Genomic DNA, 26,364 nt, shown 5'->3' with positions numbered 1-26,364 from the left:
ATCATGACCACCTTAGCGCCCTCCATGACCAAGGACCAGATCACCGTCTGGATCGTCGACATGCTGCACGAGATGTTTGAACTCGACAAAGCGAAGATCACGCCGCAGTCCAATTTGTATTCCGATCTCGACATCGACAGCATCGACGCCGTCGACATCGTGGTTAAACTGAACCAGATGACCGGCAAGCGGATACAGCCCGACGTGTTTCGCACCGTGCGCACTGTGCAGGATGTGGTCGACGTGCTGGCGACGCTGCTGCATGCGGATAACGTGAACAAGGTTGATGAAAAGGCCTGAGACGGCCCAGGTCCTGACCACGCTGGTCATCCTGGCCTATCCACTGCTGATCTGGTACGCCCACGGCAGGATCGAACCGCGCCAGCTCGCGCTGGTGCTGCTGGGCGTGGCCGCGCTGCGCCTGCTGACGTTGAGGATGGGCCAGCGCTATCGCTGGATGAGCCTGGCTGCACTATTGCTGGCGGCGCCCGCGCTGTTCTGGAACGCGCTGCTGCCACTCAAGCTATATCCGGTCGCCATCAGCATCGGCATGCTGACCCTGTTCGGCGCCAGCCTGCTGCGCCCGCCATCGATCATCGAACGCATTGCACGCATCCAGGATCCCGACCTGCCGCCCTTCGCCATTGCCTATACGCGCCGCGTGACCCAGGTCTGGTGCCTGTTCTTCGCGTTCAACGGCAGCATCGCCTTCGCCACGGCGGTGTGGGCGTCGGAAGCGGTCTGGTCGCTATATACCGGACTCATTGCCTACCTGCTCATGGGTGCGCTGTTTGCCGGCGAATACCTGGTCCGGCTCTATGTCAGGCGTCAACACCATGCCTGATTTCATCCACGTGCCGGCACTGCCGCTGGCTGCGCGCGCCGACAGTCATGTGACCGGCTGGCGCGGCGGCGACGCCGTGACGCACGTGCAATTCACACGTGAAACCGATGCTTGGCGACAACTGCTGTTACGCCGGCCGGGCACCCGATTCGCGCTCTACCTGCAAGACACGATAGCGTTCGCCGCCGCCCTGTTCGGTGCATGGCAAGCCGGCAAAACCATCTACCTGCCCAGCGACACGCTGGCCGAAACCTGCAAGGCGCTGGCGCTGGAAGTCGACGGCTTCGTCGGCGAATTCGATGCAGCGTTGCAACCAGTGCAGTCACCGGAGCCTGCGGCCATGGACCAGGCCCGCACACCGCAACAACTCGACGGCGATGCGCCGGTCCTGGTGGTCTACACCTCCGGCAGCACCGGCACCGCACAGGCCATTCCGAAAAAATTGTCGCAACTGTCGACCGAAGTCGCCACGCTGGAGGCCCTGTTCGGCGCCCGGGCAGGTTCAGCCGACATCGTCTCCACGGTCTCGCACCAGCACATCTACGGCCTGCTGTTCAAGGTCTTGTGGCCGCTCGCGGCCGGACGTGCGATCCATGCCCGCAGCGCCTTCTTCCCCGAAGACCTCGCCGCGATCGTGCCGCAGCGTCCCTGGCTGCTGCTGTCCAGCCCGGCGCACCTGAAGCGCCTGCCAGACAGCCCGGTCCGGCCGGACATCACCCGACTGCAGACAGTCTTTTCTTCGGGCGGACCATTGCTGCCCGACGCGGCGACGGCAACGCAGCAACTGCTCGGTCATCGCCCCATCGAAATCTACGGCAGTTCGGAAACCGGCGGCATCGCCTGGCGCCAGCCCCGGCAGCAGGAGCCTGCCGGGACGGCGCGCGACGACAGCTGGCAGCCGATGCCGCAGGTCGACGTGCGACTCAACAAGGAACACGATTGCCTCGAAGTACGTTCGCCGCATTTGCCCGACGACCAATGGCTGCGCATGGCGGACCGCGTCGAGTTCAGCAACGGACAAGACACGGCGCAAGGGTTTTACCTGCGCGGCCGCGCCGACCGTATCGTCAAGCTCGAAGAAAAACGTATCTCGCTGGACCAGATCGAACGGCTCCTGCTGGCCTCGCCGCTGGTGGCGGAAGCACGCGTGCTGGTGCATCAGGAATCGCCGTCGTCGTTGTCATCGCCATCGCCATCGTCCTCGCGACGCGAACGTATCGCCGCATTCGTGGTGCCGACCGGGGCCGGGCGTACGTTGCTCGACCAACAAGGCAAGCTGGCGCTCAACACGCAATTGCGTGCGGTCCTGGCCGACGCCATCGAAAGCGTGGCGCTGCCGCGGTTGTGGCGTTACCTCGACGCCCTGCCCGCCAATACGCAGGGCAAAATCACCGTGGCGGCGCTGACGGCATTGCTTGAACAAACTCCAGCTGCAGTTACCGCTTCAATACCGAAAAAACGTCCGCTGTGGCCCGAACAAACCCTGCTGCAACGCGACGACCGCAGTGTCATCCTGCAGTTGCACGTGCCGCCGGACTTGCTGTACTTCGACGGCCATTTCCCCGAAGCGCCCATCCTGCCGGGCGTGGTCCAGCTCGACTGGGCGTTGGCGCTGGGGCGGCAATATTTCGACTTGCCGGCGCGCTTCCACGCCTTGCAGGCGCTCAAATTCCAGCGCGTCGTCACACCCGGCGCGACGCTCACGCTGGAACTTGAAAATGATACGCAGAAAAACACGCTGGCCTTCCGCCTGCATTCGGTCGGCGGCCAGCATGCCAGCGGCCGCATCCTGTTCGGCGACGCCGCATGAAAACCGGCGTCGTGATCCCCGTCTACAACCATGAGCTCGCCATACCCGACGTGCTCGCGGCGGTGCTGGTGCATGGACTGCATTGCGTGCTGGTCGACGACGGCAGCAACGCCATGTGCGCCGCCGTGCTGGACCGTCTGGCCGCCGAGCATCCGCATGACGTGACGCTGCTGCGTCTTGCGGCCAACGGCGGCAAGGGCGGCGCCGTGCTGACCGGCCTGCATCATCTGGCGCAACACGGCTACAGCCATGCCCTGCAAATCGATGCGGACGGCCAGCACGACGCCGCCGACATCGCCCGCTTCACCGCACTCTCCGCACACCATCCGCAAGCCGTCATCAACGGCTGCCCGATCTACGACGACAGTGTGCCCAAGGGACGCCTGTATGCACGCTACCTGACGCACGTCTGGGTGTGGATCAACACGCTGTCGTTCGACATCCGTGATTCGATGTGCGGCTTCCGCGTCTATCCACTGGCGGTGGTCACTGCACTGACCGCGCGGCAAAAGATCGGCAGCCGCATGGACTTCGACACCGAGATCCTGGTGCGCCTGCACTGGCGCAGCGTACGCGTGATCAACCTGCCGACGCGCGTGCGCTACCCCAGCGACGGCGTTTCGCACTTCAAGATGTGGCTCGACAACGTGCTGATCTCACGCATGCACACCGTACTGTTTTTTGGCATGCTGTGGCGCTTGCCGCTGTTGTTGGCGCGCAAACTGAGGAAGAACGCCGCATGAGCGAAACGCTGAAACCCGCAGCTGAATCCGGCCGCCACTGGGCGCACATCAACGAAGTCAGCTTCGTCGGCGGCATGCGCCTGCTGTTTGCGGTCTTTCGTATCTTCGGACGCTGGCCGTTCCGCCTGATGCTGTATCCGGTGCTGCTCTGGTACATGGTCCGTAATCCGGTCGCGCGCGCAGCCTCGCTCGACTACCTGGCGCGCGTGCGCCGCCGTCGTCCCGACCTGTGTATTCCTTCCGGGCTGAGCGGCGCGCTGCGCCACTTCGCCGCCTTCGGCGAGAGCCTGCTCGACAAGATGCTGCTGTGGGGCGGCCTGTTCCCGCTGGACAAAGTCACCGTCAGCGGCGGCCAGATCGTCACCGACGCGGTCGCCGCCAAGCGCGGCGGCCTGCTGATCTGCACGCATCTCGGCAACCTGGAACTGTGCCGCGTGGCCGGCCGCAATCACCCGGAACTGAAACTGACCGTGCTGGTGCACACCAAACACGCGCAAGCCTTCAACCGCATGCTGGCGCAGCTCGATCCGCGCAGCCAGCTCGACCTGATCCAGGTGACCGAGATGACGCCCGCCACAGCGGTGCTGCTGGCGGAAAAAGTCGCACGCGGCGAGTTCGTCGTGATCGCCGGAGACCGGGTGCCGGTCTCGCCGAGGCCGCGCGTGGTGACGGCAGACTTCCTGGGCGCCGAGGCGCCGTTCCCGGTCGGCCCGTATGTGCTGGCCAGCCTGCTGGAATGTCCGACTTACCTGATGTTTTCGCAACGTACGCGCGATGGCGCGACCTTGTGCTTTGAACCTTTCCGTGAGCAGATCAGCTTGCCGCGCAAGCAGCGCGAACAGCTGTTCAGCGAACTGGCGGCCGACTACGCCGCCCGCCTCGAGCACCATTGCCTGCAAACGCCTTTGCAATGGTTCAATTTCTATGATTTCTGGGCTCAGCCCCAGACGTCCCTTTCCCCGGACAACCGCCATGCGCCCCACTGATACACCGACATCGCCGAACCAAGCCGCTTTCGTCACCATCGGTTCCAAACCCCTGAGCATCGAAGACGTCAATGCGATCGCCGCCGGTTCCGCACGCGCCGCCTTATCGGATGCGCCGGACTTCCTCGCACGCATCCAGCGCGGCGCTGACTTCCTCGATCGCCTGCTGCGCGAAGACGGCACCGTCTACGGCGTTACCACCGGCTACGGCGATTCGTGCACGGTCAACGTACCGCCGGAACTGGTGCCGGAATTGCCGCATCATCTCTACACCTATCACGGCTGCGGCCTCGGCGAACTGTTCTCGCCGCAACAGACGCGCGCCATCCTGGCGGCGCGGCTGACTTCGCTGAGCAAGGGTTACTCCGGTGTCAGCGTGGGGCTGTTGAACCAGATCGCCGCCCTGTTGCAGCACGACCTTCTACCTCTGATCCCCGCAGAAGGTTCGGTCGGCGCCAGCGGCGACCTGACGCCGCTGTCCTATCTGGCGGCGGTGCTGTGCGGCGAACGCAAAGTATGGGGACCAGAGAAAAATCGCGGTGAACAAGTCGACGCCGCCATCGCACTGCAAGCTGCCGGCCTGACGCCGTTGCGCCTGCGTCCGAAGGAAGGCCTGGCCATCATGAACGGCACCGCCGTCATGACCGCGCTGGCGTGCATGGCCTACGAGCGCGCCGAATACCTCTGCAAATTGGCCACACGCATTACCGCCATGGCCAGCTTCACGCTGGACGGCAACGCCCACCATTTCGACGCCACCCTGTTCTCGGTCAAGCCGCATCCCGGTCAGCAGCAGGTAGCCGGCTGGCTGCAGTCCGACCTGCGCTGCGACCAGCCGTTGCGCAATGAAAAACGCCTGCAGGACCGCTACTCGATCCGCTGCGCGCCGCATGTGATCGGCGTGCTGACCGATGCGCTGCCGTGGCTGCGCAGCTATATCGAAAACGAACTCAACAGCGCCAACGACAATCCGCTGATCGATCCCGACAACGAGCGCGTGCTGCACGGCGGCCATTTCTACGGCGGCCACATCGCCTTCGCCATGGACAGCATGAAGAACGCCGTCGCCAACATCGCCGACCTGCTCGACCGTCAGATGGCCTTGATGGTCGACAACCGCTACAACAACGGTCTGCCGGCCAATCTGTCCGGTGTGAAAGGCCCGCGCGCGGCCATCAACCATGGCCTCAAGGCCTTGCAGATCAGCTCCTCGGCGTGGACCGCGGAAGCCTTGAAACTGACCATGCCGGCCTCGGTATTCTCGCGCTCGACCGAGTGCCACAATCAGGACAAGGTCAGCATGGGCACCATCGCCGCGCGCGACTGCCTGCGCGTACTGGAGCTGACCGAACAAGTCGTGGCGGCGCTGCTGATCACGGTGCGCCAGGGCGTGTGGCTGCGCAACGAGCAGAACCCGGAAATCCCGTTGGCCGAACTGCCCGGCGGCCGTCTGGCGGAGATGCAGGAAGCGCTATGCGCCGACATCGCGCCGATCGCCGAAGACCGCATGCTGGAACCCGACCTGCGCCTGCTGCTCGATCGCATCCGCGCGCGCACCTGGAGCCTGTATGACTGAGCTGCCCCAGGGGAAAATCACGCCGGCCAATTCGCCATGGAGCGGTGAAGTGGAACTGCAAGTCCAGTTCTACGACATCGATCCGATGGAAGTGGTCTGGCACGGCCGCTATGTCGAATATTTTGAAGCGGCCCGTTGCGCGCTGCTCGACAAGATCGGCTACAACTACGACGAGATGAAGGAATCCGGCTACATGTGGCCGATCATCGACCTGCAGGTGCGATATTCCAATCCTGCCACCTTCCGCCAGCGCATCAAGGTGCGCGCCGCCATCGTCGAATGGGAAAACCGCCTGAAGATGGAATACCTCGTCACCGACGCCGTCAGCGGACAGCGTCTGACACGCGGCGTCACCTCGCAGGTGGCGGTGCAGATGGACAAACGCGAGATGTGCTTCCTCAGTCCGCCGGTGTTGTGGCAAAAGCTGGGCTTACCTTATCCGGAACCGACATGACTATGACTCTCCGCAAATTGGCGGCCTGCGCTGCATTCTTCGCCGTGTTCACAGCAGCGAACACGATTGCCGAGGCTGCCGCCCCGGTCGCACAAATCCAGGCTGCGCTGACCAAGCCCGCCGTCATGTGCGGCCGCTTCGATCAGACCAAACAACTGACCGGCATCAAGAAGCCGCTGCTGTCGAACGGACGTTTCTGCGTCGCTGCCGGCAAGGGCATCCTGTGGCAGACGCTGCAACCCTTCCCGAGCACCCTGCGCATTACGCGCAACGCCATCGTGCAGATGCAGAACGGCCGCGTCGCCATGCGCCTGGACGCGCAGCAGGAGCCGGTCGTCAAGATGATTAACAACGTGCTGTTCTCGCTGCTGGCCGGCGACCTGAGCCAGCTCGACAAACTCTTTGAACTGGACGGCGCCATCAGGAACGGCAACTGGAATGTCGCCCTCAAGGCGCGCGAACCAGGCCTGGCCAAAGCCATCGGCGACATCCGCCTCGAAGGCGGCGCCTACGTCAACAAGGTCATCATGCAGGAAGCCTCGGGCGACCATACCGAGATCGTGTTCTCCGCCATCCAGACCGGCGACAAGGCCATGACCGCGGAAGAAGGAGCGATGTTTGACTGAACCGGCCGACCAGGAAGCCGGCACGTCGGCCACCCCGCCGGGTAAATCCCGGCGCAGCGCCGGGCGCGCTCTTGCGCTGGCGTGGTTGCTGGTGGTTGCCGTGCTGCTAGGTCACAACGCTTACCTGTGGCTGGTGCAGCGCGCCAGCCCCGACACCGACATCCTTGCCCTGCTGCCGTCCTCGCGTCATGACGACGTGATGCAGCAGGCTTTTGTGCACATGGTCGATAGTGCCCAGCAAAAAGTGGTGGTCCTCATTGGCGACGCAGACTGGGACAAGGCGACGCAGGCCGCATCGGCCTATGAAGCCGTCATTCGCAAAAAGCCTGCGCTGCTGCAACCGATGGCGGGCGATGCCGCGCAATTGCAGGGAGACTGGCTGGCGAGCTTCGACCGGAGCCGCCTGATGCTGCTGACGCCCCAGCAACGCAGCAAGTTGCGCAACGACTCGCCGCAACAATGGGGCCAGCTGGCGCTCGGCACGATGTACGGCGCTTTCGGCGGACCGCGGCTGGGCGCGTGGCAGGATGACCCGTTCGGCCTGTTCAGCGGCTGGGTACAGGCGCGCGCACAGGAAACCCCGGTGCGCCCGCGCGACGGCCGCCTGTTCGTCGAGAGCGGCGGTCGCTCGTATGTGCTGCTGCTGCTGAACCTGCAGCAGTCGGCGTTCTCGATCTCCGCCCAGCAGCAAGTCATTCCCCTCCTTGATCAGGCCGGCCAGGCTGCGAAACAAGCGGTTCCCGCTGCGGAAATCATCACTGCCGGCGTCATCCTGCATGCCGCTGCAGGCAGCCAGCAGGCCAGCAGCGAAATGGCCACCATCGGCGCCGGCTCGCTGATCGGCATCGTGCTGCTGATGTGGCTGACCTTCCGCTCGCTCAAGCCGATTGCGCTGATTGCCCTGTCCATCGCCATCGGCTGCCTCGGCGCGTTGTCGGTCAGCTGGCTGCTGTTCGGCCGCCTGCATTTGCTCACGCTGGTGTTCGGCGCCAGCCTGGTGGGCATTGCTCAGGACTATGCGATTTATTTTCTGTGCGCGCGGCTCGGCACCGCAGCGCAAATCGATTCGCGCACCTTGCTGCGCCGTCTGCTGCCCGGCCTTGCGCTGATGCTGCTGGCCGCCGTCATCGGCTATCTCGGAATGGCGCTGACGCCCTTCCCCGGATTGCGTCAGATGGCGGTGTTTTCAGTGCTCGGATTATTGTTTGCCTGGCTCACCGTGATCCTGTGGTTCCCAACGCTGATCCACGCCGATACCTTGCGCAGCACTGCGCTGGCTGATCGCTGCAGCCACAGCATCGGTCACTGGCCGCACTTCCGCGCCAACCGCAACGGCTATCTGCTGCTGGCAGCGTTCGCCGTCTTTACCGCCGTGGGGCTGATGCGCCTGACCGTCAGCGACGACATCCGCGCACTGCAAAAGACGCCGCAACGCCTGATCGACGATCAGATCAAACTCGGCAAGCTGCTCGACACGCCGACGCCGGCTCAGTTCTATCTGGTGCGCGGCGATACGGCCGAACAAGTCCTGCAGCGCGAGGAACAACTGAAGCAACGACTGCAAGACCTGATCGGCAAGAAACTGATCAGCGGCGTGCAGGCCGTCTCCAACTGGGTGCCTTCACAACAGCAACAAAGCATCGATCATGACCTGATCGCCGCAACCCTGCTGATGCCGCAAGGTCCGCTTGCCGCCATCGCCGCCGCCATCGACGAACCCGCCCAATGGGTGCACGACATGCGCCAACGCTTGTCGGCCCACGCTGAACCGCTGCTGCCGCAAGCCTTCATCGATTCGCCGGCGGGGCAACCATGGCGTCATCTGTGGCTGGGGAAAACCGGCGCGCAATACGCCAGCATCGTGGCCGTACGCGGCCTCAGCGATTATCGGCAGTTGCCGCTGCTGGCAGCTGCCGCAGCCCCTGCAGACGGTGTGCAATGGGTCGACAAGGTGGCCGATATTTCCGCGGTGCTGCGCTATTACCGCGAGTACATGACGTGGGCGTTGCTGGCGGCTTACTTCACCATTTTCCTGCTGCTCACCTTGCGCTATCGCCGCGCCGCCTGGCGGGCAATCGCCCCGCCGCTGCTGGCGACGCTGTCGACGCTGGCGCTGTTCGGCCTGATCGGGCAGCCGCTGCAACTATTCCACGTGCTGGCTTGTCTATTGCTGCTGGGACTTGGTGTCGACTACGGCATCTTCCTCCAGGAGCCAACCGATCGTCACCCGCGCTTTTCGTGGCTGACGGTGGGCCTGTCGGCGATCAGCGCCCTGCTTTCCTTCGGATTGCTGGCGTTAAGCAACAGTCCTCCCTTGCATGCATTCGGATTGACCATGCTGATCGGCATGGCCCTGGTCTGGCTCATTTCGCCGTGTTTTCGCGGCGCCGCTTCTTCCTCTTCGAGCCCTCATGAAACCAGACAATAGTATCGAACAGCATGACATCCTCATCATCGGCGCCGGTCCGGCCGGTGCGGTGGCCGCAGCCTTGTTGCGCCGCCGCGGCCATCAGGTGCTGGTAGTCGAGCGCGAGCAGTTTCCGCGTTTCTCCATCGGCGAAAGCCTGCTGCCGCAAAGCATGGACTTCCTGGAACAGGCCGGCATGTTGCAAGCAGTCGTGGAGCACGGCTTCCAGTTCAAGAACGGCGCGTCCTTCGTCTGCGGCGAACGCCAGACCGCCTTCGACTTCCGCGACAAGCATTCGCCGGGCTGGGGCACCACGTATCAAGTGCAGCGCGCCGATTTCGACCACCTGCTGGCACAGCAAGCCGAACTCCAGGGTGCGGAGATACGCTATCGCCACAGCGTCACCGCAGTCGACCTGGCCGGCGACCGTCCGCGCACGCAAGTACGCGACGCCGACGGCCGCGAGTATACGATCGAATCCCGTTTCATCCTCGACGCCAGCGGCTTCGGTCGCGTGCTGCCGCGCCTGCTCGACCTCGAGCGGCCATCGGGCTTTCCTTTGCGCGGCGCCTGCTTCACCCATATCGCCGACGGCATCCGCGATCCGCAATTCGATCGCAACAAGATCCGCATCACGGTGCATCCCGAACATCACGACGTCTGGTACTGGCTAATCCCCTTTGCCCAGGGACGCTGCTCCATCGGCGTGGTGGCCGAAGCGTCTTTCCTGGCCACCATTGCCGGCGACGAAACGCACAGACTGCGCACGCTGGTCATGCAAGACCCGGCCCTGCGCGCACTGTTGCAGCACGCTGAATGGGATACGCCTGCGCGCGCCATTTCCGGTTATGCCGCCAACGTCACCTCGCTGTGGGGCAAGAACTTCGCGCTGCTCGGCAATGCCGGTGAATTCCTCGATCCGATCTTTTCTTCTGGAGTGACGATTGCATTGAAGTCCGCCGGTCTGGCCGCGGACACCCTCACGCGCATGCTCGCCGGCGAAAACGTGGACTGGGAAGCCGACTACGCGGTCCCCCTGAAGAATGGCGTCAACACCTTCCGCACCTTCGTCGAATCCTGGTATGCCGGCGGCTTCCAGAAGATCATCTTCCACCAACAGCAGGAGCCTGCCATCCGCCGCATGATTTCATCGATCCTGGCCGGCTACGCCTGGGATACCAGCAATCCTTTCGTGAGCGAAAGCAAGCGTCGCCTGACCGCACTGGAAAGCATATGCGCCTGAGTTTTACAGATCTCTTCAGATCCTGTGCGGCCGCGGCAATCATGGCGCTGCTGCTGTCCGCCTGCAGCACTGCACCGATGCTTCCGACACTTCCGGCAGCACCACCGGCGCCGTCGGCCCGCCTGCATCTGCAGTTGTCGCCGGCCTCGCTCGGGGCCTCGCTCAGCCTGCAACAACACCTGACCGTGGAACGCGCCGGCCGCATCGATGAAATCGACACCGTGCTCGAAATCGAACCGGATCACCTCGACCTGGTCGGCCTGGCGTTCGGCCAGCGCGTCATGTCACTGCACTACGACGGCAAGCAGCTGAAAACCTGGCGCCACTTCATGTTGCCCAAGGAAGTCCAGGGCGAAGACGTATTGCAGGACGTGCAACTGACGCTGTGGCCGGCGGCGGCTCTCCGCGCCGCACTGCCGCCCGGCTGGGAGCTCGAGGAAGACGGCATGCAGCGGACCCTGCTCCTGAACCGCGAAATCATCGCGCAAATCGATTATCCTGACCGCAAAGCGTGGGGCGGCAAGGTGATCCTGACCAATTTGCGCTATCGCTACAAACTGACCATACAATCGGTTGTCACCGCACCATGACGATTTACCTGAACGCATTGGGCATGATCTGCTCGCTTGGCGCCACCCATAGCGATATCCGGCAACGCCTGTTTGCCGGCGACAGCGGCCTGCGTGCCGGCGAGCGCCATGCATCCGACAAGGTCGCGCGCATCGTGGGCAGCATCACGCTTCCCGACGAAGAACTACCCACGGCAGACCACTTGCCGCTGCGCGAGCGCAGCCGCAACAATCGCGTCGCACTGGCTGCCTTGGCGCAGATACGTACCGAAGTGGACACGCTGATTGCGCGCTTCGGCCAGGATCGCATCGGCGTCGTGCTAGGGACCAGCACCTCGGGCATTGCCGAAGGCGAAGCGGCCTTCAGGCATTACCTCGCCCACGGAAAATTTCCCCTACAGTTCCACTACGGACAGCAGGAGCTCGGCTCGCCCGCCGTCGCGCTGGCGACCACGCTGGGCCTCAGCGGCCCGGCCTATGTCCATTCCAGCGCCTGCTCGTCGAGCGCCAAAGCCATGGCCAGTGCAGCGCGCCTGATCAACATGGGACTGTGCGACGCCGTCATCAGCGGCGGCGTCGATACGCTGTGCGACTTCACGATCGCCGGCTTCTCGTCATTGGATTCGGTCAGCACCGAGCGCTGCAACCCGCTCAGCGTCAACCGCCACGGCATCAACATCGGCGAAGGCGCCGCGCTGTTTATCATGACCTCTGAAGCAACCGCGACTGCCGTTACCTTGTGCGGCTGGGGCGAGTCGTCCGACGCCCATCATATTTCCGCACCCGATCCGGAAGGGGCCGGCGCCATGCGGGCAATCCGGCAGGCATTGCAACGCGCCGCCATTGCGCCGGAACAGATCGACTACATCAATCTTCATGGCACCGCGACATTGCAAAACGACGCCATGGAATCGAAGGCGATCCATCAGCTGTTTGGTGCGGAAACACCGGTCAGCTCGACCAAGTCTTTCACCGGGCATGCGCTGGGCGCCGCCAGCGCCATCGAAGCCGGCCTGTGCTGGCTGGCGATGCAGGACGACAATGCCGCCGGCATGTTGCCGCCGCACCTGTGGGACGGCCAGGCCGATCCGGCATTGCCGGCGCTGCACGCAGTCCGTATCGGCGAATCACTGGGAAGACAGCTCCGTTATGTGTTGAGCAATTCGTTCGCCTTCGGCGGCAGCAACGCCGCCCTGATCCTGGGGAGGAACTGAAGTGCAGACTGAAATACAGACAGAAGCGCAATTTCCGCAGATCGCCACCCTGGTCCCGCATGCCGCGCCCATGCTGCTGCTGGACCGGGTGGTCAACGCCGACGCCGACAAGCTGTGCGCGGAGGTCGCCATTGCCGACAACAGCCTGTTCCAGACCGGAACCGGCGTCGGCGCCTGGGTCGGCATCGAATACATGGCGCAGGCAATCGCCGCCTGGGCCGGTTATCATGCGCAACAGCGCGGCGAAGCGGTCAAGATCGGCTTCCTGCTCGGTTCGCGCCGCTATGACGCCAACGTACCGTATTTCGCCACCGGCAGCACGCTGCACGTTGAAGTAGAAAAACTGCTGCAGGCCGACAACGGTCTCGGGTCGTTCGCCTGCAGCATCAAAGACGCAAGCTCACAACAACAACTGGCGCAGGCAACGATTTCGGTCTTCCAGCCGCATGACGCCAGTGAGTTTCTAAAAGAGGGGAATCAATGACAAGCACGGGGAACAACACCATCCTGGTCACCGGCTCCAGCCGGGGCATCGGCAAGGCGATTGCGCTGCGCCTGGCGCGCGACGGCTACGACATCGTCCTGCATTGCCATAGCCGGCGCGACGCCGCCGATGCAGTAGCCAAAGAGATCGAAGCACTGGGACGCAGCGCGCGCGTGCTGCAATTCGACATCGGTGAGCGCGCGCTGACTTCCGACATCCTGCTGCAGGACGTTGAACAACACGGCGCTTATTACGGCGTGGTCTGCAACGCCGGCATCGCGCGCGACAACGCCTTTCCGGCCATGCCCGGCGTTGACTGGGACAGCGTGATCAAGACCAACCTCGACGGTTTCTACAACGTGCTGTATCCGCTCGTGATGCCGATGATCCAGCGCCGCAAGCCCGGACGCATCGTCACGCTGGCCTCGGTCTCCGGCATGGTCGGCAATCGCGGCCAGGTCAATTACAGCGCCGCCAAGGCCGGCATCATCGGTGCCACCAAGGCCCTCGCGCTGGAACTTGCCAAGCGCAACATCACCGTCAACTGCGTCGCGCCGGGCCTGATCGACACCGACATGACCGACGAATTGCCGATGGAAGACATCCTCAAGCTGATCCCCGCGCGTCGCGCCGGCAAACCGGAAGAAGTCGCGTCGGCAGTCAGCTTCCTGATGCAGGAAGACGCCGCCTACATCACGCGCCAGGTCATCTCGGTCAATGGAGGACTGGTATGAGCGCCAATACAAATCGTCGTTCCCGGCAGGAACGTCGTGTCGCCGTTACGGGCATGGCCGGCATCAGCCCCATCGGCAACGACTGGCGCAGTGCGCAAGAGCACCTGCGCAGCTATCGCAACGCCGTCGTGCGGATGCCTGAATGGGATGAGTACAACGGCCTGCACACGCGCCTGGGCGCCCCCGCCGCCACCTTCGAACTGTCCGAGCGCTACAACCGCAAGAGCACGCGCAGCATGGGCCGCGTTGCGTTGCTGGCGACCCGCGCCAGTGAATGGGCGCTGGCCGATGCGGGCCTGCTCGACGATCCACTGCTGCGCAACGGCGGCATCGGTATCGCCTACGGTTCATCGGCCGGCACGCCCAGCGCGGTCGCCGACTTCAGCTTGCTGTTCACGGAAAAGAGCACCCGGAACATCAACGCCAACACCTACCTCAAGATGATGGCGCATACCGCGCCGGTCAACATGGGCGTTTTCTTCGGCGTCACCGGCCGCATCATCACCACCTCAAGCGCCTGCACCTCCGGCAGCCAGGGGATCGGCTACGCCTACGAGACGATCCGCAGCGGCCGCCAGGTCGCCATGATCGCCGGTGGCTCGGAAGAGCTGTGCGCCTCGGAAGCCGCCGTGTTCGACACGCTGTACGCCACCAGCGTGCGCAACGACACGCCGGCCATCACGCCGAGCCCGTTCGACGAGCAACGCGACGGCCTGGTGCTGGGCGAAGGCGCCGGCACGCTGATCCTGGAAGACCTGGAACATGCACAGGCGCGCGGCGCTCGCATCTATGCGGAAATCGTCGGTTTCGGCACCAACAGCGACGGCAGCCACGTCACCAATCCCAACGCCGACACCATGAAGATCGCCATTGACATGGCGCTGGCCGACGCCGGCCTCGACGCGGCCGCGATCGGCTACATCAACGCCCACGGCACCGGCACCAAACAGGGCGACGTCGCCGAGTCCAACGCCACCGCGCGGGTGTTCGGCGACAAGACGCCGATCAGTTCGCTCAAGAGTTACATGGGCCACACGCTGGGCGCCTGCGGCGCGCTGGAAGCCTGGCTCAGCATCGAAATGATGCACGCCAACTGGTTCGCCCCGACCATCAACCTGGCCCGCGTCGACCCGGAGTGCGGCGAACTCGACTACATCGCCGGCGAAGGCCGTGCCCTCGAATGCGAATACGTCATGTCGAACAATTTTGCGTTCGGCGGGATCAATACGTCGCTGATTTTCAAACGCTGCGCTTGAGCAGCACCCTCATTTCACCCCACAGCAAGGAGCACACAAAATGCAAAAAATCGTTTCCCTCTCTGTCGCGCTCGGTATTCTTATCTCCGCTGCGCTGCCCGCGCAGGCCCGCAACGAAACCTTCATGCTGCCCATCGATGCCGCACTGAAAGCCACGACCTTTGCAGCAAAGCCTGACGGATCGGTCAAATTTTATTTCGGCAAGCAAGTCACGCCGGTGGTTCAAGAAGTCATCCATACCGACATCATTTCCAAGAAGGTCCGCTTCTCCGGCACCGCCGACGTCGCCGCCTGCAATGAAGCGCTGGTCAGCAGCCTGACCGAGTTGCAGGAACGCACGAAGAAAATGAGCGGCAATGCCGTCATCAACATCGTCAGCTATTACCAGAATACTGAAATGAGTAGCGAAACACGTTTTGAATGTCATGCCGGCAGCTTCAGCGTGATCCTCTTCCTCAAGGCGGACATTGCCAAAGTCGCCGACAACTGATTCGTCATCGCCGGTCGCCGCGACGGCAGCCACACTCTGGTTGTTGAATGGTGACCGGATCGATGACAGCCGGCTGGTCTCACTCGAATCGCAGCTGGGACCGGACGAGCGCCTGCGCCATGGACGCTTCTTGCGCCCGCAACGCGCGCGCGAATTCCTGCTGGGACGCTTGCTGCTGCGCCACGCAGCACGTCATCTGCTCGGCCCTGCGGCGGCATCTGTCGACGTCGCCGAACGTGAGCACCAGGCGCCGATCGTGTCGTTTCCGACGTTTCCCGCACCGCCTGATTTTCATTTCAGCATCTCGCACAGCCGCGGTTGGATCGCCTGCCTGGCAAGCACCGTCTGCGCAGTCGGACTCGACATTGAAAACAGGATGCCAGCGCGCGACATCGAAGAATCGGCTGCAGCCGCGTTCGACGACGCTCAGCGGAAATGGCTTTCCGCTCTCGACACGCAGCACCGGACGGAAGGATTTTATCGACTATGGAACAATCAGGAAGCGCTCCACAAGCTGCGCAGCAACCTTACCTGGAAGGCCGTTCCGGACTCGTGCGGGGCCGGCTGGAATTGCTTCCATGTCGACCATCCGCATGTGCATATCGGCGTGTGCGCAGCGCAAGCGCTGGCATCATTCGACATCGTCGAAGTGAGCGATCTGAATTCACCTCAATATTTTCAAGATATTTCAATTTTCACCCGCTAAGCAATCCGCCATACTGCCACCTCAACTCTCAGGAACCTCCATGTTTACAACAAAAATAACCGTCCCCGCAGCCATCACCGCAGTTGCCCTCCTCGCCGGCTGCGCCACCACGGTCAGAACGCCTACCGAAACCGTCAACCCGCCGCCAAGCGCAGCGCTGTCGACCTTTTCGTCGTTCGAGGTGAAGCCGATCAACACCAACGAAGTCTGCGCCAAGCAGAGCGGCGGCGACGTTGCATTGGCTGCGATCCAGACCCGGCTCGACACCGGGTTGGGCGGCCTCGTCAAGGGTTGGAATGCAAAGAAGACCACCGCCACATCGCAAAAGCTCATCATCGAGCCGATCTGCGTCGACATCAAACTGATCGGCACCGCCAAGCGTATTTTTACCGGTGCCTTGTCCGGCAGCTCGGCCGTGGTGATGAAGGTACGATATAGCGATGCAGTTTCCGGCAAGGTGATTGCCGAACCGGTGTTTTACCAGCGCGCCAGCGCGATGGGCGCGGCCTATTCATTCGGCGCAACCGACCGCGACATGCTCAATCGCATCAGCGATCTGATTGTCAGCTACGCCAGCCGCAACTATCCGCAAGCAGTGGGTGGACCTACCGGCCTGGAATGATCTGAAGAGACGGCAAACGACATTTGCCGTCCGTAAAAAAGAAAGCCCGCGCATCCCGATTCGAAGCGAGATGCGCGGGCTTTTTTATTGGCCTGATCTAGCGCAGCATGAACGACATCGCCGACAAGCTGTTCAGCACCCGCACCACGAACTCCACCGATGGCGCGTCGAACTTCAGCGTCACCGCATCGACCCGCTCAACAATCGGCAATTGGCAGAACAGATCGGTCAGCGCCGGGGTCTGCACCTGCAGGCGGCAGGTGACCGGGACTTCAATGCGGTACTTCGGCATCTGGGTGGCGCGTGCAGCCTGCACGGCTTCCTGTGCAGTCTTTTCCAGCAAGGCGCAGGCTTGTTGCGGCGACAACGAATCACCGCTGTTGGCGCCATGGGCTTTCTTGATCTCGGCAAAGCGCGCCTGCGGGAACAGCGGTTGCGTCTCTTCCACGAAGGCGTCGTCGCCGCTGCCGAAAATCACCGGCACGCCATACTCACCGGCCAGCGCGCCGTAAATCCCGGCTTCGCCCAGCTCGGCGCCATTGAGCCACACGCGTGAAAACGCGAAGCTGTTGATGGTATGCGCCAGGATGCCGCCGGTCTGCGAGCGTGAGTGGTAGCCGACCATCATGACGGCGTCGATATCGCCAGCCACGCCGCCCATCATGCCCAACACGCGCGGCTTGCCGAGCACGGCGCGTGCGGCCGGATGCAGCAGGTCGGGCAACAGGTTGCGGAAGCTGCCGTGCGAATCGTTGACGACGATGTTGCCGGCGCCACCGGCCAGCGCGCCGCGGATGACGGCGTTGGCTTCTTCGGTCATCTGGCGCCGCGCGCGTTCGTATTCGCCGTTGCCGGGACGCGTCTGCTCAGGATGGAATACCCCGGCAATGCCTTCGATGTCGACCGAAATCAGGATGTTCATGCGTGCTCCATGGTAGCGAGGGTCTCCAGCAAATCGCTCAGCGAGCGGCGCTGGTGACCATCCCTGCCCTTGACCGCTTCGGCAGCGAACAAGGCGTTGAGGATGGCTTGCTCGGTGCTGTCGGCCACCGCGTAGAACAGCGGGTCGAGCAGATTGTCGTGCAAGCAGGAAAAATGCAATGCGGGAGACGCCGCGTCCGCCAGGTGTGGCACCGTCTGCGCCGTGGAAAACGCCAGCGCGATATCGCCGCTGCCGTGGCCGTAGACCGAGCCGGTGCGCGCCAGGCCGACACCCGCACGCCCGGCCAGGCGGCGCAACTGGCGTGCATCGAGCGGTGCATCGGTCGCGATCAGCATGATGATGGAACCCTTCTCGGGCTCGTCCAGCTGTTTCTGCAGGCATTTGAGCGTCTTGCCGACCCGCTCGCCGTCCAGCACCAGGTCCGGCAGTTTTCCGAAATTGGCCAGCACCAGCGCGCCGACCGTGTATTCAGCGCTGCCGACCACGACCTTGCGTGACGCACTGCCGATGCCGCCCTTGAGATCGAAGCACGACATGCCGCGACCGGCCCCGACCGCACCTTGCACCACCGCCGCGGAGGCATTGTCGAGCGCGTGGCGATAATGCTGCTCTTCCACCGCGAACGCCTGCATGTCGTTGAGATAGCCATCGTTGCACTCGAACACCAGCGGATTGACGCTGGGCAGGCTGCGGCCGATGCCGGGATTGTCGCGTACGGCGGCGCGCGTCTGCGCGGTGGCGACGGCGCCGACCGCAAAAGTGTTGGTCAGGGCGATCGGCGTTTCCAGCACGCCCAGTTCTTCAACCTGCATCAGGCCGACGCTTTTGCCGAATCCGTTGAACGTCACGGCGGCAGCCGGCACCTTGTTCCGGAACACATCACCGCCGTGTGGACGCACCACCGTGACGCCGGTCTGGATCGCGCCATAGTTCAGCGTGCAATGGCCGACCGTCACGCCGACCACGTCGGTGATGCTGTTGCCGGCGCCGGCAGGCAGGCGGCCGATGTGGGGAGGATATTTCTTGTTCATGGGACTTGCTCGCAGCCAGGCAGCCTTATTTCTGATCCAGCTTCGGGTCGAGCGCATCGCGCAAGCCGTCGCCGAGCAAGTTGAAGGCCAGCACCGTCAGGAAGATCGCCAGACTGGGGAAGATCGCGATGTGCGGCGCCGTCATCATGTCGGCACGGGCTTCGTTGAGCATCGCGCCCCACTCCGGCGTCGGCGGTTGCGCGCCCAGGCCGAGGAAAGACAAGCTGGCGGCGGTGATGATCGAGGTGCCGATGCGCATCGTGAAATACACCACCACCGACGAAATCGTGCCGGGGAAGATGTGCCGCAGGATGATCGTCATGTCGTTGGCGCCGATGCTGCGCACCGCTTCGATATAGGTCAGCTGCTTGAGCGACAGCGTGTTGCCCCGCACCAGCCGGGCAAACGCCGGGATGCTGAAGATCGCCACCGCGATGATCACGTTGGTCATGCCGTTGCCGAGGATGGCGACGATGGCGATTGCCAGCAGGATGCCCGGAAACGCGAACAGCACGTCGCAGATGCGCATGATGATCCGGTCGGCCCAGCCTTCGTAGTACCCGGCGACCAGTCCCAGGAAGGTGCCGACGATGGCGCCCACCGCCACCGACGAAAAGCCCACCGCCAGCGACAACTGCGTGCCGACCAGGATGCGGCTGAAAATGTCGTGGCCCAGCGAATCAACGCCGAACCAGTGCGCCAGCGACGGCCCGGCATTGAGCGCGTCGTAGTCGAAATAATTCTCGGCGTCGTACGGCGAGATGTACGGCGAGACGATCGCGATCACCACCAGGAACAGCACGAAAGCGCCGGCCGCCAGCGCCAGCGGTTGCTTCTTGAACTTGCGCCAGAATTCGCTCCACGGCGTGCGGATGGGCTTGGATGCGGTTGCGGTCACGGTCGTTGCGGCAGGGGTAATGGAAGTCGACATGCGCTGCCTCACTTATAACGGATGCTCGGATTGATGACGGCGTATAGCACGTCGACAATCAGATTGATGAAGATGAATTCCAGCGAGAACAGCAGGATCTCGGCCTGGATGATCGGATAGTCGCGCATCTCGACGGCGTCGATCAGCAGGCGTCCCATGCCGGGCCAGTTGAAGACTTTTTCGACCACGATGGAGCCGCCCAGCAAAAAGCCGAACTGCAGGCCCATCATCGTCACCACCGGAATCAGCGCATTGCGCAGGCAATGCTTGGCGATCACGATGCGTTCGTTCAAGCCCTTGGCGCGCGCGGTGCGCACGAAGTCCTCCTTCATGATTTCGATGAACGAGGAGCGCGTGAAGCGCGCCATGATCGCCGCCACGCCGGCGCCCAGCGTCAGCGACGGCAACACGTAATGGCGCCAGCTGTCGGCGCCGACCGTCGGCAACCAGCCCAGTTGCACCGAGAACACTTCCATCAGCACCATGCCCAATGCAAACGGCGGGAAGGAAATCCCCGACACCGCCAGCGTCATGCCGGCGCGGTCGGGCCACTCGTTACGCCATACTGCTGAAAAGACGCCGATGAACAGACCGAATATGACGGCCCAGATCATGCTGGTGACTGTCAGCCACAAAGTCGGCCAGAAGCGCTCCATGATTTCCTGGCTGACCGGCAGCTTGCTGCGCAGCGAGGTGCCGAAGTCGCCATGGGCGGCGTTCACGAAGAAACGCACGAACTGTTTGTGGATGGGTTGATCGAGGCCGAGATCGGCACGGATCAGCGCCACGGTCTGCTCGTCGGCTTCCGGCCCCGCCGCCAGCCGCGCCGGATCGCCGGGCAGCAAGTGGACGAACAGGAACACCATCACCGCGACCAGCAAGAGGGTCGGGATCAGGCCCAGAAGACGTTTTAAGACATAAGAAAACATGGCGCGTCCTGCAATGATTCAACTACTTGGGGGGAGCAGCCGCGCGCATCGATTGCGTGGGCGACTGCCGGGAATTCTGAAATGCGGTGCTGCGTGACTGCGGTGATACCGGTTCCGCCATCCGGTTGAGGGAACGGCGGAACCTTTGCTACGCTTGCGACAGGTAATACAACGTTGCTTACTTCAGTTCGATTTCATCGAAGTTGAACGATGCGTCAGGCATCACGTACACGCCCTTGAGGTTCTTGCTGCGTGCGTACAGGACTTTTTCGGTCACCAGGAAGGCCCATGGCGCGTCCTTCCAGATTTCGGTTTGTGCATCCTTGTACAGCGCCGCCTTCTGGGCGCGATCGGTCACGGTCAACGCCTGGGCGATGTCGCTGTCGACCTTGTCGCTCTTGTAGTAAGCGGTGTTGAACAGCTTCGGCGGGAAGGCTTCGGAAGCCAGCAGCGGACGCAGGCCCCAGTCGGCTTCACCGGTCGACGACGACCAGCCGGCGTAGTACAGGCGCACCGGTGCGGTGTCCGGATTCGGCGCGCTCTCAACCTTCTCGACACGTTGACCGGCCTCCAGCGCCTGCACCTTCACCTTGATGCCGACCTGTGCCAGTTGCTGTTGCAGGAACTGGATGATCTTCAGCGCGGTGGTGTGGGTGTAGGCGGACCACAGCTCGGTTTCAAAACCGTTCGGGTAGCCGGCTTCGGCCAGCAACGCCTTGGCCTTCTTCACATCGTACGGCCATGGACCGGTCTTGACTGCGTAGTCGACGCCTTGCGGCAGCACGCCGTCCATCGGCGCGGCATAGCCGCTGAAGGCGACCTTGACCAGCGCATCCTTGTTGATCGCATAGTTGATGGCCTGACGGACCTTGACGTTGTCGAACGGCTTTTGCTTGACGTTCATCGACATGTAACGCTGGATGATGGACGGACCGGTCACGATGTCCAGCGCGCCCTTGCCCTTCAACAGCTCGGCCTGTTCATACGGCAGCGGGAAGGTGAAGTTGGCTTCGCCGGTCTGCATCATGGCCGAGCGCGAGTTGTTGTCGACCACCGGTTTCCAGATCACTTCGTCGACCTTCGGATAGCCGGCCTTCCAGTAGCCGGAGAATTTCTCCGCCTTCATGTAGTCGGTCTGCTTCCATTCGACGAACTTGAACGGACCGGTGCCGACCGGATGGAAGGCGATGTCCTTGTTGCCGTACTGCTTCAGCGCGGTCGGCGAAATGATCACCGCCGATGGATGCGCCAGCACGTTGATGAAGGCCGAGAACGGTTCCTTCAGCACGATCTTGACGGTGTAGTCGTTGAGCACGTCGGTGCGGGCGACGCGGTTGAACAGGTTGTAGCGCTTGAGCTTGTTGTCCGGATTGGTGACGCGGTCCATCACGGCCTTGACAGCGTCGGCCTTGAACACGGTGCCGTCATGGAACTTCACGCCCTGGCGCAGGCGGATGGTGTACTCCAGGCCGTCCTTGCTGACCAGGTAGCCTTCTGCCAGCACGTTGACCAGCTTGAGGTCCTTGTCGAACGCGAACAGGCCCTGGTAGAAGGACTTGGTCACGGCCAGCGACAGCGTGTCGTTGGCGTCGTAAGGATCCATCGTGGTGAAGGTCGAGGCGACCGCGAGCGTGACGCTCTTGGCGGCCCAGGCGTGCACCGCGGCGAACTGCAGCGTGGTGCCGATGGCGCCGAGTGCCATCCATCGGAGGACAGTTGTGCCGCGACGGGAAGTTTGGGTAGTCATGGTTAGGCTCCTGAGTTTCTAAGTGATCTAAGTGATGAATGAAGCGACAACAAACTAAAAAGCAGCGGAAATGCGATGTGCAGCAACAAAATGGCCGGGGCCGACTTGCTTCAAAGGTTCGACCAGCGGATCGTCTCCGATGGCGCGAATGGGGCTTGGAATCTCATCATTTTGCAAACCTTTCTTCAGGTGGCGCAGCTCCGGATCGGCCACCGGCACGGCGGCCATGAGCTTGCGCGTGTAGGGATGCTGAGGATTTTCAAAGATGGCGCGGCGCGGACCGATCTCGACGATCTGGCCCAGGTACATCACGGCGACGCGATGGCTGATGCGTTCCACCACCGCCATGTCGTGCGAGATGAAGATGAACGAGATGCCCAGTTCGGCCTGCAGGTCCAGCATCAGGTTGACGATCTGCGCCTGGATCGAGACGTCCAGCGCCGACACCGATTCGTCGGCGATGACGATCTTCGGATTGAGCGCCAGTGCGCGCGCGATGCAGATGCGCTGGCGCTGGCCGCCGGAGAATTCGTGCGGATAGCGCTGCGCATGTTCCGGCAGCAGGCCGACACGGGTGAGCAGCGCATCGACGCGCTCTTGTGCGCCCTCTTTCATGCCGTGCACCAGCATCGGCTCCATGATGGAATAGCCGACCGTCAGGCGTGGATCGAGCGAAGCGAACGGGTCCTGAAAAATGAACTGGATATCGCGGCGCAGCTCGCGCAATTCCGAACGCGGCAGTTCCGCCAGGTTGCGGCCGCCGAACTCGACCTTGCCGCCGCTGATCTCGACCAGGCGCAACAGCGAGCGACCGGTGGTCGATTTTCCGCAGCCGGATTCGCCGACGATGGCCAGGGTCTCACCGGCATACAGGTCGAAGCTGACGCGCTCGACCGCATGGACGCGTTGTTTGACGCGACCGAAGATGCCGCTCTTGACGTCGAAGCGCGTGGTCAGGTCGGTGACCTTGAGGATGGGCTGGCGCTGTTGGGCGATTTCCGACGCCGCCTGCAGTTCTTCGGCGATGGCGTCCGGTTTGGCTTCGGCGCTCGGTGCGATGCCGAAGCGCGACGGCGTGTCGGTGCCGGTCATGGCACCCAGGCGCGGCACCGCGGCCAGCAGGCTTTGTGTGTAGGGGTGGGCGGGCGCGGCAAAAATGCTACGCACGTCGTTCTCTTCGACCTTCTCGCCGCGGCACATGACGACCACGCGATCGGCGATTTCCGCCACCACGCCCATGTCGTGGGTGATGAAGACCACCGCCATCTGCATTTCTTCCTGCAGCGAGCGGATCAGTTGCAGGATCTGCGCCTGAATGGTCACGTCCAGCGCCGTGGTCGGCTCGTCGGCGATCAGCAGCGAGGGCTTGCACGACAAGGCCATCGCGATCATCACGCGCTGGCGCATGCCGCCCGAGAGTTGGTGCGGATGGCGGCCGAGCACGCGTCTGGCTTCCGGGATGCGCACCATTTCCAGCATGCGCAATGCTTCGGCGCTGGCTGCGGAATGGCTCTTGTGCTGATGCAGGCGGATCGATTCGGCGATCTGCTCACCCACCGTGAAGACCGGATTGAGCGAGGTCATCGGCTCCTGGAAGATCATCGCGATCTCGGCGCCGCGGATGCTGCGCATGGTCGATTGCGGCGCCTTGACCAGGTCCAGTCCGCTATTGTTGCGGCGCTGGAATTGCATGCTGCCGGAAACAATCCGGCCGCCGCCGTGTTCGATCAGGCGCATGATGGCCAGCGACGACACCGACTTGCCGGAACCGGACTCGCCGACGATGGCCAGCGTCTCGCCCTTGTCGACGTGGAAAGACAGACCGCGCACCGCTTCCACCGTGCGTTCGGAACCGGTGAAGGTGACGCCGAGATTGTCGACGGTCAGCACGCGCTGTGCGCTGTTGCTGATGTCCGGGGTCGGCGATTGTTGATCGTGCATGGCCATTTTCTTGCGTCCTTCGTTACTTATAAATTGCCGTGACCGGCGTGTCGCCGCCACGGGCATAACCGCGATACATGCCTTCGGTGTTGAACGTCAGCTCGAGGTTGCCTTGCGCATCGACGGCGATCAGGCCGCCACGTCCTTCGTAGGCCGGCAAGACCTGCATGACCACCTGTTCCATGGCTTCCTGCAAGGTTGCGCCGGCATAAGCCATGCGCGCCGCGACGTCGTAGGCGGCAACGGTGCGCATGAATACTTCGCCGGTGCCGGTCGCGGAAATCGCCGCCGTCGCATTGGCCGCATAGCATCCCGCGCCGATCAAAGGCGTGTCGCCGACGCGGCCGACCTGCTTGTTGGTGATGCCGCCGGTCGAGGTCGCCGCAGCGACGTTGCCGTGCATGTCGAGCGCCACTGCGCCGACGGTGCCGAATTTGTTGTCCGGATCAATAGGATCAATCGCAGCACCTGCAGCCGATCCGTGCGCGGATTCCTTGAAGGTGAACGCCGCCGCGTCGTGATCCAGCATCATGCCGCTCTGCTCGCGCACGCGCAGCCATTGCTGGTGACGTGCATCAGTGTGGAAATAGGTTGGGTCAACGATGTCCAGACCTTGTTGCCGCGCAAAAGCGTCGGCGCCGCAACCCGCCAGCAAAACGTGCGCGCTCTTGTCCATCACGGCGCGCGCGGCCAGCACCGGGTTGCGCACGCAGGTGATGTTGGCGACGGCACCGGCCTTGAGCGTGGCGCCGTCCATGATGGCGGCGTCGAGTTCATGCGTGCCGGCACGGGTATAGACCGCGCCCTTGCCGGCGTTGAACAGCGGGCAGTCTTCCAGCAGGCGCACCGCTTCGCTGACGGCGTCGAGCGCCGAGCCGCCGGCGGTCAGGACCGCCTGCGCGGACGTCAGGATCGCGTGGAGTTCGCGATGGTAATTGGCTTCGTCGGCTGCGCTCAACGCGCTGCGCGTGATGGTGCCGGCGCCGCCGTGGATGGCGATGACTGGGGTGTTCATGATTTCCTGTTCCTTGTTGCGGGCCTGCCGCTGGCGGTGGTGACAGCGGCGGCTTTCTTCGCCATGCGCACCGGCTCATGCTGCTCGGCCTGGTACAACCATGGCAATACGAATTCGGTCATTTCAGATGCTGCCTGCACCGAGCGCTTGGCGCGATGCGCCACCGCGTCGCACATCGCCTGGATCAGCACCAGCGCGGCGGCATCCGAGGTCGGCGACAGCTGCCGCTCGGTCTGCGAATAAATGGTCACGTCGGCCAGCGGCACCAGCGGCGAATGCGGCAGGTCGGTGAAGGCGATCAGCTTGGCGCCCTTCTCGACCGCGCGGCGCGCCAGGCGCACCGTATCGGTGGCGTAGCGCGGGTAAGCCATGGCGATGACGACGTCGCGCTCGTCCAGCTTGAAGAACTGGCGCCCGGTCTGCGACGGCCCGCCCGGATGCACGCCCGACAGCACGGTGCGGCAGAACGGCTCCAGCGCGTGCACCATGATACCGGCCAGGAAAGCGCTGGCGCCGAAGCCGATCACGAAGATGCGCTCGGCTTTCAGGATCATTTCGACGGCCTGGTCGCAATGCTCGGGCACCAGGCTTTGGCGCGTGGCTTCGATGTTGCGGATGTCGTTGCTGAGCGCGGCGGCAATAATTTCCACGCTGGTTGCGCTCTTCTGCACTTCGTGGCGCATCTTTTCCACCGGCGCCAGCGACGAGGCGAAGTCGGCAACCAGCGCATTGCGGAACGGCGCATAGCCGTCGAAACCGAGCGCATGCGCGAATCGATTGGCGGTCGCCAGAGAAATCCCGGCCGCTTCCGACAGCTCGTCGATGGTCATGGTGGCGGCACGGAAAGTGTTGGCCAGCACGTAATCTGCGGTCTTGCGATGCGCCTTCGACAAATTCGGATACAACTTGCCCAACACGCGCGCTACGGCGCCGCCGCCCTGCAAGGATGTGGTCTTTGAGTTGTACATGTGACGTCGGCCGGAATTCGGGAAGCTGCGAAAAATGTAAATATATTTTCATTATTTTCAAAAGTAAAGAAAATATCCTTTCAAAAATGAAAGTA

At 63.0% G+C, this 26,364-nt stretch carries 26 protein-coding genes; 18 read left to right on the top strand and 8 right to left on the bottom strand.

The window, feature by feature from the left end; translation table 11 throughout:
- Positions 1–3: 3 nt before the first annotated feature.
- The 18 genes from ACIROY_RS17320 (at position 4) to ACIROY_RS17235 (ending at position 16,764) form a co-directional block, all read left to right on the top strand.
- The gene (locus ACIROY_RS17320) at positions 4–300 is read left to right on the top strand and encodes an acyl carrier protein (RefSeq protein WP_402276941.1); all 297 of its coding nucleotides are present in this window, start codon (positions 4–6) and stop codon (positions 298–300) included.
- Positions 287–844, top strand: a complete 558-nt coding sequence (locus ACIROY_RS17315) for a hypothetical protein (protein WP_402342687.1) — start codon at positions 287–289, stop codon at positions 842–844. Before ACIROY_RS17320 ends, ACIROY_RS17315 begins: the two co-directional genes overlap by 14 nt.
- Complete coding sequence (locus ACIROY_RS17310) at positions 837–2,654, top strand: AMP-binding protein (RefSeq protein WP_402342684.1); 1,818 nt, start codon at positions 837–839, stop codon at positions 2,652–2,654. The genes ACIROY_RS17315 and ACIROY_RS17310 overlap by 8 nt, the downstream gene beginning before the upstream one ends.
- Positions 2,651–3,397 carry a glycosyltransferase family 2 protein gene (locus ACIROY_RS17305; protein WP_402342681.1) on the top strand — a complete coding sequence of 249 codons (747 nt, stop codon included), beginning with the start codon at positions 2,651–2,653 and terminating at the stop codon, positions 3,395–3,397. The genes ACIROY_RS17310 and ACIROY_RS17305 overlap by 4 nt, the downstream gene beginning before the upstream one ends.
- The gene (locus ACIROY_RS17300) at positions 3,394–4,383 is read left to right on the top strand and encodes an acyltransferase (protein ID WP_402342678.1); all 990 of its coding nucleotides are present in this window, start codon (positions 3,394–3,396) and stop codon (positions 4,381–4,383) included. The genes ACIROY_RS17305 and ACIROY_RS17300 overlap by 4 nt, the downstream gene beginning before the upstream one ends.
- A complete protein-coding gene (gene hutH, locus ACIROY_RS17295; protein ID WP_402276929.1) occupies positions 4,370–5,959 on the top strand; it encodes a histidine ammonia-lyase in 1,590 nt (529 codons plus the stop codon). Before ACIROY_RS17300 ends, hutH begins: the two co-directional genes overlap by 14 nt.
- Positions 5,952–6,413: an acyl-CoA thioesterase gene (locus tag ACIROY_RS17290; protein ID WP_402342675.1), complete on the top strand. Its 462-nt coding sequence runs from the start codon at positions 5,952–5,954 to the stop codon at positions 6,411–6,413. Before hutH ends, ACIROY_RS17290 begins: the two co-directional genes overlap by 8 nt.
- On the top strand, positions 6,410–7,039 hold the full coding sequence (locus ACIROY_RS17285) for an outer membrane lipoprotein carrier protein LolA (protein ID WP_402342673.1): 630 nt from the start codon (positions 6,410–6,412) through the stop codon (positions 7,037–7,039). The genes ACIROY_RS17290 and ACIROY_RS17285 overlap by 4 nt, the downstream gene beginning before the upstream one ends.
- Positions 7,032–9,467, top strand: a complete 2,436-nt coding sequence (locus tag ACIROY_RS17280; protein ID WP_402342670.1) for an MMPL family transporter — start codon at positions 7,032–7,034, stop codon at positions 9,465–9,467. The genes ACIROY_RS17285 and ACIROY_RS17280 overlap by 8 nt, the downstream gene beginning before the upstream one ends.
- Entirely contained in the window at positions 9,451–10,689 is a 1,239-nt protein-coding gene (locus ACIROY_RS17275; protein WP_402276920.1) for an NAD(P)/FAD-dependent oxidoreductase, read from the top strand. Before ACIROY_RS17280 ends, ACIROY_RS17275 begins: the two co-directional genes overlap by 17 nt.
- 77 nt (positions 10,690–10,766) lie before the next feature.
- Complete coding sequence (locus ACIROY_RS17270) at positions 10,767–11,279, top strand: DUF3261 domain-containing protein (RefSeq protein ID WP_402342668.1); 513 nt, start codon at positions 10,767–10,769, stop codon at positions 11,277–11,279.
- Entirely contained in the window at positions 11,276–12,472 is a 1,197-nt protein-coding gene (locus tag ACIROY_RS17265) for a beta-ketoacyl-ACP synthase (RefSeq protein ID WP_402342665.1), read from the top strand. Before ACIROY_RS17270 ends, ACIROY_RS17265 begins: the two co-directional genes overlap by 4 nt.
- Position 12,473: 1 nt before the next feature.
- Complete coding sequence (locus ACIROY_RS17260; protein ID WP_402342662.1) at positions 12,474–12,956, top strand: 3-hydroxylacyl-ACP dehydratase; 483 nt, start codon at positions 12,474–12,476, stop codon at positions 12,954–12,956.
- A complete protein-coding gene (gene fabG, locus ACIROY_RS17255) occupies positions 12,953–13,690 on the top strand; it encodes a 3-oxoacyl-ACP reductase FabG (protein ID WP_402276910.1) in 738 nt (245 codons plus the stop codon). The genes ACIROY_RS17260 and fabG overlap by 4 nt, the downstream gene beginning before the upstream one ends.
- A complete protein-coding gene (locus tag ACIROY_RS17250) occupies positions 13,687–14,946 on the top strand; it encodes a beta-ketoacyl-ACP synthase (RefSeq protein WP_402276907.1) in 1,260 nt (419 codons plus the stop codon). The genes fabG and ACIROY_RS17250 overlap by 4 nt, the downstream gene beginning before the upstream one ends.
- A gap of 40 nt (positions 14,947–14,986) precedes the next feature.
- Positions 14,987–15,436, top strand: coding sequence for an excinuclease ATPase subunit (locus ACIROY_RS17245; protein ID WP_116435265.1), 450 nt, complete (start codon positions 14,987–14,989; stop codon positions 15,434–15,436).
- A complete protein-coding gene (locus ACIROY_RS17240) occupies positions 15,414–16,142 on the top strand; it encodes a 4'-phosphopantetheinyl transferase family protein (protein WP_402342659.1) in 729 nt (242 codons plus the stop codon). The genes ACIROY_RS17245 and ACIROY_RS17240 overlap by 23 nt, the downstream gene beginning before the upstream one ends.
- A gap of 40 nt (positions 16,143–16,182) precedes the next feature.
- Positions 16,183–16,764 carry a hypothetical protein gene (locus tag ACIROY_RS17235; RefSeq protein ID WP_402342656.1) on the top strand — a complete coding sequence of 194 codons (582 nt, stop codon included), beginning with the start codon at positions 16,183–16,185 and terminating at the stop codon, positions 16,762–16,764.
- A gap of 97 nt (positions 16,765–16,861) precedes the next feature.
- Here the strand turns inward: ACIROY_RS17235 and ACIROY_RS17230 are convergent, their stop codons facing one another.
- The 8 genes from ACIROY_RS17230 to ACIROY_RS17195 form a co-directional block, all read right to left on the bottom strand.
- The gene (locus ACIROY_RS17230; RefSeq protein ID WP_402276898.1) at positions 16,862–17,686 is read right to left on the bottom strand and encodes a M55 family metallopeptidase; all 825 of its coding nucleotides are present in this window, start codon (positions 17,684–17,686) and stop codon (positions 16,862–16,864) included.
- Complete coding sequence (locus ACIROY_RS17225) at positions 17,683–18,738, bottom strand: P1 family peptidase (RefSeq protein ID WP_402342653.1); 1,056 nt, start codon at positions 18,736–18,738, stop codon at positions 17,683–17,685. The genes ACIROY_RS17230 and ACIROY_RS17225 overlap by 4 nt, the downstream gene beginning before the upstream one ends.
- A 25-nt stretch (positions 18,739–18,763) precedes the next feature.
- Complete coding sequence (gene gsiD, locus ACIROY_RS17220; protein WP_402276894.1) at positions 18,764–19,669, bottom strand: glutathione ABC transporter permease GsiD; 906 nt, start codon at positions 19,667–19,669, stop codon at positions 18,764–18,766.
- 8 nt (positions 19,670–19,677) lie between these two features.
- A complete protein-coding gene (gsiC, locus tag ACIROY_RS17215; protein WP_053199529.1) occupies positions 19,678–20,598 on the bottom strand; it encodes a glutathione ABC transporter permease GsiC in 921 nt (306 codons plus the stop codon).
- A gap of 178 nt (positions 20,599–20,776) precedes the next feature.
- On the bottom strand, positions 20,777–22,300 hold the full coding sequence (gene gsiB, locus ACIROY_RS17210; protein WP_402342743.1) for a glutathione ABC transporter substrate-binding protein GsiB: 1,524 nt from the start codon (positions 22,298–22,300) through the stop codon (positions 20,777–20,779).
- 99 nt (positions 22,301–22,399) lie between these two features.
- Positions 22,400–24,292 (bottom strand): dipeptide ABC transporter ATP-binding protein, encoded by a 1,893-nt coding sequence (locus ACIROY_RS17205; protein ID WP_402342650.1) that lies wholly within the window; start codon positions 24,290–24,292, stop codon positions 22,400–22,402.
- Positions 24,293–24,308: 16 nt separating this feature from the next.
- The gene (locus ACIROY_RS17200; protein ID WP_402276886.1) at positions 24,309–25,301 is read right to left on the bottom strand and encodes an isoaspartyl peptidase/L-asparaginase family protein; all 993 of its coding nucleotides are present in this window, start codon (positions 25,299–25,301) and stop codon (positions 24,309–24,311) included.
- Positions 25,298–26,269 (bottom strand): MurR/RpiR family transcriptional regulator, encoded by a 972-nt coding sequence (locus tag ACIROY_RS17195; RefSeq protein ID WP_402276883.1) that lies wholly within the window; start codon positions 26,267–26,269, stop codon positions 25,298–25,300. The genes ACIROY_RS17200 and ACIROY_RS17195 overlap by 4 nt, the downstream gene beginning before the upstream one ends.
- Between the last annotated feature and the right edge of the window lie 95 nt (positions 26,270–26,364).

The sequence above is a fragment of the Herbaspirillum sp. NPDC101396 genome (assembly GCF_044767365.1).
Taxonomy (GTDB): Bacteria; Pseudomonadota; Gammaproteobacteria; order Burkholderiales; family Burkholderiaceae_D; genus Herbaspirillum.
Note: the sequence above shows the minus strand (reverse complement) of the source record. Positions and strands in the feature narration are given on the sequence as shown.

Excerpts from the sequence above, each read along its gene's own strand:
- ACIROY_RS17300 (WP_402342678.1), top strand. The coding sequence starts at position 3,394 with ATGAGCGAAACGCTGAAACCCGCAGCTGAATCCGGCCGCCACTGGGCG.
- ACIROY_RS17235 (WP_402342656.1), top strand. The coding sequence starts at position 16,183 with ATGTTTACAACAAAAATAACCGTCCCCGCAGCCATCACCGCAGTTGCC.
- ACIROY_RS17195 (WP_402276883.1), bottom strand. The coding sequence starts at position 26,269 with ATGTACAACTCAAAGACCACATCCTTGCAGGGCGGCGGCGCCGTAGCG.
- ACIROY_RS17200 (WP_402276886.1), bottom strand. The coding sequence starts at position 25,301 with ATGAACACCCCAGTCATCGCCATCCACGGCGGCGCCGGCACCATCACG.
- ACIROY_RS17310 (WP_402342684.1), top strand. The coding sequence starts at position 837 with ATGCCTGATTTCATCCACGTGCCGGCACTGCCGCTGGCTGCGCGCGCC.
- ACIROY_RS17305 (WP_402342681.1), top strand. The coding sequence starts at position 2,651 with ATGAAAACCGGCGTCGTGATCCCCGTCTACAACCATGAGCTCGCCATA.
- ACIROY_RS17230 (WP_402276898.1), bottom strand. The coding sequence starts at position 17,686 with ATGAACATCCTGATTTCGGTCGACATCGAAGGCATTGCCGGGGTATTC.
- ACIROY_RS17245 (WP_116435265.1), top strand. The coding sequence starts at position 14,987 with ATGCAAAAAATCGTTTCCCTCTCTGTCGCGCTCGGTATTCTTATCTCC.
- ACIROY_RS17315 (WP_402342687.1), top strand. The coding sequence starts at position 287 with ATGAAAAGGCCTGAGACGGCCCAGGTCCTGACCACGCTGGTCATCCTG.
- gsiC (WP_053199529.1), bottom strand. The coding sequence starts at position 20,598 with ATGTTTTCTTATGTCTTAAAACGTCTTCTGGGCCTGATCCCGACCCTC.
- ACIROY_RS17270 (WP_402342668.1), top strand. The coding sequence starts at position 10,767 with ATGCTTCCGACACTTCCGGCAGCACCACCGGCGCCGTCGGCCCGCCTG.
- ACIROY_RS17275 (WP_402276920.1), top strand. The coding sequence starts at position 9,451 with ATGAAACCAGACAATAGTATCGAACAGCATGACATCCTCATCATCGGC.
- gsiD (WP_402276894.1), bottom strand. The coding sequence starts at position 19,669 with ATGTCGACTTCCATTACCCCTGCCGCAACGACCGTGACCGCAACCGCA.
- hutH (WP_402276929.1), top strand. The coding sequence starts at position 4,370 with ATGCGCCCCACTGATACACCGACATCGCCGAACCAAGCCGCTTTCGTC.
- ACIROY_RS17250 (WP_402276907.1), top strand. The coding sequence starts at position 13,687 with ATGAGCGCCAATACAAATCGTCGTTCCCGGCAGGAACGTCGTGTCGCC.
- ACIROY_RS17225 (WP_402342653.1), bottom strand. The coding sequence starts at position 18,738 with ATGAACAAGAAATATCCTCCCCACATCGGCCGCCTGCCTGCCGGCGCC.
- ACIROY_RS17285 (WP_402342673.1), top strand. The coding sequence starts at position 6,410 with ATGACTATGACTCTCCGCAAATTGGCGGCCTGCGCTGCATTCTTCGCC.
- gsiB (WP_402342743.1), bottom strand. The coding sequence starts at position 22,300 with ATGGCACTCGGCGCCATCGGCACCACGCTGCAGTTCGCCGCGGTGCAC.
- ACIROY_RS17320 (WP_402276941.1), top strand. The coding sequence starts at position 4 with ATGACCACCTTAGCGCCCTCCATGACCAAGGACCAGATCACCGTCTGG.
- ACIROY_RS17290 (WP_402342675.1), top strand. The coding sequence starts at position 5,952 with ATGACTGAGCTGCCCCAGGGGAAAATCACGCCGGCCAATTCGCCATGG.
- ACIROY_RS17265 (WP_402342665.1), top strand. The coding sequence starts at position 11,276 with ATGACGATTTACCTGAACGCATTGGGCATGATCTGCTCGCTTGGCGCC.
- ACIROY_RS17205 (WP_402342650.1), bottom strand. The coding sequence starts at position 24,292 with ATGGCCATGCACGATCAACAATCGCCGACCCCGGACATCAGCAACAGC.
- fabG (WP_402276910.1), top strand. The coding sequence starts at position 12,953 with ATGACAAGCACGGGGAACAACACCATCCTGGTCACCGGCTCCAGCCGG.